At 62.8% G+C, this 5,617-nt stretch carries 2 protein-coding genes; both read right to left on the bottom strand.

The features are described 5' to 3' along the window. Window positions 1–276: 276 nt before the first annotated feature. Window positions 277–594: a hypothetical protein gene (locus tag AruPA_RS21220; protein WP_265638725.1), complete on the bottom strand. Its 318-nt coding sequence runs from the start codon at window positions 592–594 to the stop codon at window positions 277–279. Between the two features lie 407 nt (window positions 595–1,001). After that, window positions 1,002–5,459 (bottom strand): MobF family relaxase, encoded by a 4,458-nt coding sequence (gene mobF, locus AruPA_RS21225; RefSeq protein ID WP_265638726.1) that lies wholly within the window; start codon window positions 5,457–5,459, stop codon window positions 1,002–1,004. Window positions 5,460–5,617: the final 158 nt, after the last annotated feature.

Raw genomic sequence — 5,617 nt, forward strand, 5'->3', positions numbered from 1 at the left:
GACGCTCTGCGTAATAAATATCCTTCAGTGTATGAAGGAAAAGATCATCAATTGTTCTGATTCTTGTAGCAAAAAGACCCATTCTGCACTCCCGTTTGGAATATCATTTATAATATTTTTAAATATTTTATCCATATTAATGAAGGAAATTACAGTGTGGGTTATAGTGTAATTTATATATTCCTAGGTCTATACTCCCGTGGATCTTCAAAATTTTTCCGAAAATTAAAAATAGGAGAGTTGATTACACTCTGCGAATCGTGAACCTTTGTTGCCTCAGGAAGCAACGTCTTCATCCTCGTAGACTTCGACTTTGGGCAGGTTTCCGTCCAGTTCCGATAGGTCACCGGACCGACCGGCCTTGAGTATGTGCGTTGCTACTTTCATTCGAAATGCGGGATCTGCCGCTTCACGAAATCGAGGTGCTAACCCCGTCGCCCATCGGCTTGCAAGCAAATCCAACTCTTCCAACAGTGTACGTGAATTAGATGATCGCTTGAACTCCCGTTCGATGAGCCAACGCACCAGCGCCATTGCAGCTACACCTTCGGCTAAAGCAGCCTCGGGATCGTCAACATAATTCAAATCGCTCATAATCATTCACTACAGAGGTTCATACCGCGTCGGATAAAGGGAATGGTCCGCACCGTTGCAATAGGTAAGAACAAAAAACTGTGAAAATCAAGCGCGACGACTACTTACTAGGCGTAGTTAATATGTTTTTTTTCCGCAATATCTATAAAGTAGATCAATGATTCTAATTACTTTTTTGTGGAAGCAAATTATTCTTATGCGTTATTTGCAACGGAATTGCGGGCATCCATGAGGTTTTGTGTTGATTACCGCGCCGCTGACATATGAATCCCGCTCCAATCCAGATCGCTGCTATAGGTCGAACAACACGTCGGTACGCTGTTCTCCCGGTTCTCGTGTTACATCCCCATTCCACTGCCAAGGCTCTGCTCGCCTGCTGTGCGTGCAATTGCTGCCCCCACCTCGGCCTACCGGCGTTCCTCGGCTCTCCGCTGATCCTCGCGCTGGCGATAGTCTCCCAGCACGCGATGCAGCCGCTCGCGCATGGCCGCCGTTGCGTGCTCGATCACCGGCCGGGTTTTCCCCCATGTCCCTGCCACGGCCGCCCTGACCGCCGGCGCGGTGCGGTCCAAGCGCTCGATCGCCGCCTGGCGGAACCGGCTCACATTCGCCATGCCTTCGCTGATCCGGCCGTTCTCCGTAACCCGGATGCGCGCCTGCTGGAACTGCGGTTGCAGATCGTCGGCCCGCTCCGCCTTCGCCGCCTGCGCCTCGCGCCGTGTCACCCCGTCCAGGAAACTCCGCGCCATCGTGCGGCGGGTCTGATCCGCCGTCGCGATGATGTCAGTCGCGTTGGTCTTCTCCGGCCGCTTGCTGATGTTCCGCGTCCAGTTCTCCCACAGGTCATGCACCGTGATCGGTCGCGGGTCGCCCAGCGGTCGGCGCGCGCTGATCTCCTGTTTCTCCGCGCCTTCCGATGTCAGCCAGTAATCGCGCTCGCGATGACGCGAACCGGAGACATAGGTTTTGAACCCGTCCGTGGTTTTCGACCCGCCAGCCGTCACAAAGATATGTTCGGTCGTGGTGTCACCCTGGGCGGTGTTGGTGGTCATGGCGTAGCCATAGGTCAGCCGCATCCGCCCGGTTTTCTTGTCGGCGAGCGTGTCCCATTTCACGACACCCTCGGTCCCTTTTTCGTTGCGCAGGACCACCCCGTCGCGCTTGAACCCGGTGATCGTCAGGATCGAGCCATTATCGCCGATCGCACCCTTGCTGCCATCGGCCATCGCCGCGTTCGTCCGGGCGAACAACCGTACCCGGTCGCCGATCGCCACCGGCATCGCATAGCTGGTGGCGGTATTCGGATCGATCCCGGCGAGTGTCTTGCGGTTGGCGCCCAACTCGCCTGTCGCCTGCAATTGTGCCCGAATCGCCTGCCCGATTGCCCGCGCGTCCTCGTTGTTCGGCGTGCTGATCGTGATCGTGTAGCGCGACCGATCGGCGTTGGCGGCTTTGCGCTCCCGCCAGAGGGCGGCAGCCCGCGCGATGACGTCGGCATAACCACCCGGCACGATCTCGGCCGTCTTGTCCTCGCGCTTCATCGCAAGAGCCTTCCCGACATTCTCGACCCCACCCTTGCGCAACAGCGCCGCAATGTCGCGCGCACGATCATCGGTCTGCCGCACGCTGGTCTCGATCCCTGGCACGGCGATCGATTTTTCCAGGAGGCTGATTACCTGGCCGGCCTCGATCGACTGGCACTGTTTCGGATCGCCGATCGCCACCATCCGAAACCCGTACTGATCCTGCAGCCGGAGCAATTCGAGCAACTGCCGCGTCCCGATCGTGCCGAGTTCGTCCACCACCACCACACTCTGATGTGTCAGCACGAGTGCACCCGATTGCACGCGATTGATGAACACGCTCGTCGCTGCGATCGTGTCCCGTTCCCCGGCACCGACATTGGCCTTCAGGCCGGCCTCGCGCAGCTCGCGCGCCTGCCGCCATCCCAGACTGATCCCGTGCACGTCGTGCCCGCGCTCATGCCACGCCGCGACCAGCGGTTTGAGCAAGGTCGTTTTGCCCGCACCGGCCGCGCCGATGCCGGCGGCAAACCGCCCGGCCATCCCCAGATGCTTCATCAACCGGTATTGCGCCGCCCCGTGCTCGCCTTCGAAGCGCAACCCGCTCGCCTCAACCCCTTTGGCGATCTGATCGGGCGTAAAGCCACCGCGCTTGTCGCGCGCGTGCTTGCCAGCCAGATCGATCAACGCGGCTTCCTGGCTGACATGCGCCCGCGTGGTCAGCCGCTCCTCGCCGGGGACCGTGATCTCGTTGCCCTGCGCGTCCACTATCTGGCGCATCAGGTTCCCGACCAGGATCGGGGTTTTGATCCGCGCCCGGCCGGCAATCTTCGCACCGGCGACGCCGGTCTCGTCAACGCCGCGCTCCCTGATCCGGGCGATTACCCGGTCGACATCAGCACCACTCTCGATCCCCGATGCGATCAACCCGCGCGCGGCAGCAACCCGCTCGTCCTCGGGTTTCAGGACGGCGCGGCGCTCGAATTGATCCCCCAGCAATGAGGCCGCCGCGTCATAGGCATGATCCAACCGTTCGGCTTCGCTGATCGGTCTTGCCTTTCGTTCCAGATCGATCACCGATTGATGCTGGTAGCCGATCCGCGCGGCCTGGCGCGTCCAGCTCTCGAAGTCACTCATGTCATCGGTCTTGCCGAGCCTTGTCGCGTGCGCGCCGGATTTCAGCAGTTTGATCCGCTCGTCCGGTGAGAGCTTGTCCCAATCCGCGCCATTGGCCTGGACATAGTCTTTCGCATCGGCGAGCGCATCGCGCGTCCGCTTGCTGAATGCGGCTCTGACGGCCTCCGGCACAGCGCTGAGCCGTGCCGCGCCATTGGTTCGGTCCAGCTCGACATCGGCGCCAAGCCGGCGAAGATTCTGGGCGAGATGCGCCTGGTAGATCGCACCCCATTCATGAATGCGGCCGTGCATCTCCATCGTGTTCAATGACACCACCCGCCCGCTCTCGGTGACGATGGTATTCGGGACCGTGACATGGGTGTGCAACTGCATGTCGCCGGCAACCCGCATCTTCACCAGCTCGGTCTCCATCACCCCCGCCTTGGTCTGCCGGGCGATCTCGACGGTCGGGCGCGCCGTATAATGGTCGAACGCCACGCAGCCGATCTTGCCGGCCTCGACCCCCTCCATGCCGCCCTTCCCCTTGCGGGCCTGGCCGATCACCTGCTCGATCTCCAGCATGGCGGAATGCACCGCTTCGCGGTGCGCCTGGCAGATCGCGGATCGCTCCGCCTCGGTCGGCGCGAACGCCCACGCGATCGACACCGTCTTGTCGGCGCTGAAGGTAAAATCGACATAGCCGATCGGGGTTTTCGAGCGGGTGAGCGCTCTGCGCCAATCCGCCGGGTCCAGCTCCGCGCCGTCCGCGCGGTTGCCGTCCAGAATGTTCGCCCGTTCCTCAGCGGTCAGTTTGCGACCATCCGCTGCACCCAGCGCCTTGCGCAGCCGTACCAGCTCGGGATGCTCAGGTGCGGTCGGCGCAATCGCCTCGATCGTCTGGACGGCCTCGGCCGCGGCCTCAGTCGCGCCGATCGGCGTCTCGGCCGCTGGCAGCTTTGGCGCCATCACCGCTTCGATCCGCGCGCGATCGGCGGCACTGCTGCTGGTCGCGGCATCCAGCGCGGCGCGTAACCCGGCCTCGCCGCCCTGCTGGAGCGCGTCAGCCCAATCCGCGCCTTTCGGCCCCGGCGTCACACTGGCCGGCGGTTCCAGATAGACCGTCTCACCCCCGTTCGCCTCGATGATCCCGGCAGATTTCGCGGCGGCTTTCTGGCCCGCCTCTCCGACATTCCGCCCGTTGTGGATCTTCGGCTGGTCGCGATCGGCCAGCAAGCCGATCGGTGTCGAGCCATGATACTGCTCTGCCCATGCCACCACGCCCCCCGCGTTGTAACCGATCACCCCCTCCTGGCGCGTGGCCTGCACCACACTCGCAACGGTCTCGAACCCCTCGCCGGCAAGCCTGATCCTGTCATACCCGGCAATCGGCATCGCCTCGCCCGGCGGAGGGGCAAGCAACCAGGCCCCGGCCGCCCCCAGCATCCGCCGGCCGATCTTCTCGCCATCCTCGGTCAGATAGGTCCGCTGCACGCCGGTCAGCCTGATCTGTCCCGCCTCGTCCTGCCCGTACATCGGCGTCAGCATCGCAACCGTCGCCCCGGCCTCGATCTCCTTGGCATCATAGTTCGGATGCAGCCGGGTCAGGCGAACCTGACGTAACAGCCAATCAGCATCGAGGCCGCGCTTTTCCAGATACGCGCGGGCAGGGGCAGCCATCGCCGCGGCCGCCGCAATCCTCTCCGCATGCTCATGGCGCTGGCGCATCTTCTGCCCGGCCGATCCCCGATACAGCGGCTCGGGTCGATCCTCCTGGCCCGGCATCGCCTCGGCCCAGAGCCTCCCCGCGATGCTCCGGCGCGCCTGGTCGAATTTCCGGGCCTCCGCCCGCGCCGCTGCCGCCGCGTCACCGTCCAGCCCGCGCGCCGCGGCGGAAACCCCGAGACGTCGCGCCAGGCTCTCAAACCTGCCGCCCTCATCAGCGGCAAAATCCTTCCATTGCCCGGTGGTGGCATTCACCGAAACCGATAAGCCATCCCCACCGCGCCAGGTCGCCTGGAGCCGGAGATTACCGCCGCTCTTCTGATATCGGATCCCCGCCGCATCGAGCGCCGCGGCAACATCGATCACCCGCGGCTCGTCCTCACGCTGCTCGATCGGCCCGCGTGGCGCAATGGCCGGCTCGCCACCCCGCTCGGCCATGGCCGCCATCTCGGCCGCCATGGCGGCGTCGTAGTCTTCGTCCTCGCCCCCGGCATCCAGAGGCAACCCAGCCGGCCCCTGGTCGATGAGCTATGATGGATTTTGGGTGATGGCGGTGATCAGGCGGCGTTCTGTGCTGGCGTCTCGATCACCTCGACGCCGTCCCGGAAAGTAATGCCCTGGATGACCTTGGGCAACTGGTTTTCTCCGTTGAGTTTGCGCCA

This window comes from Acidiphilium sp. PA (assembly GCF_026191915.1).
In the GTDB taxonomy this organism is placed as follows: Bacteria; Pseudomonadota; Alphaproteobacteria; order Acetobacterales; family Acetobacteraceae; genus Acidiphilium.

What these genes read in the sequence shown, in the direction of transcription:
- AruPA_RS21220 (WP_265638725.1), bottom strand. Translation starts at nt 594, where the DNA reads ATGAGCGATTTGAATTATGTTGACGATCCCGAGGCTGCTTTAGCCGAA.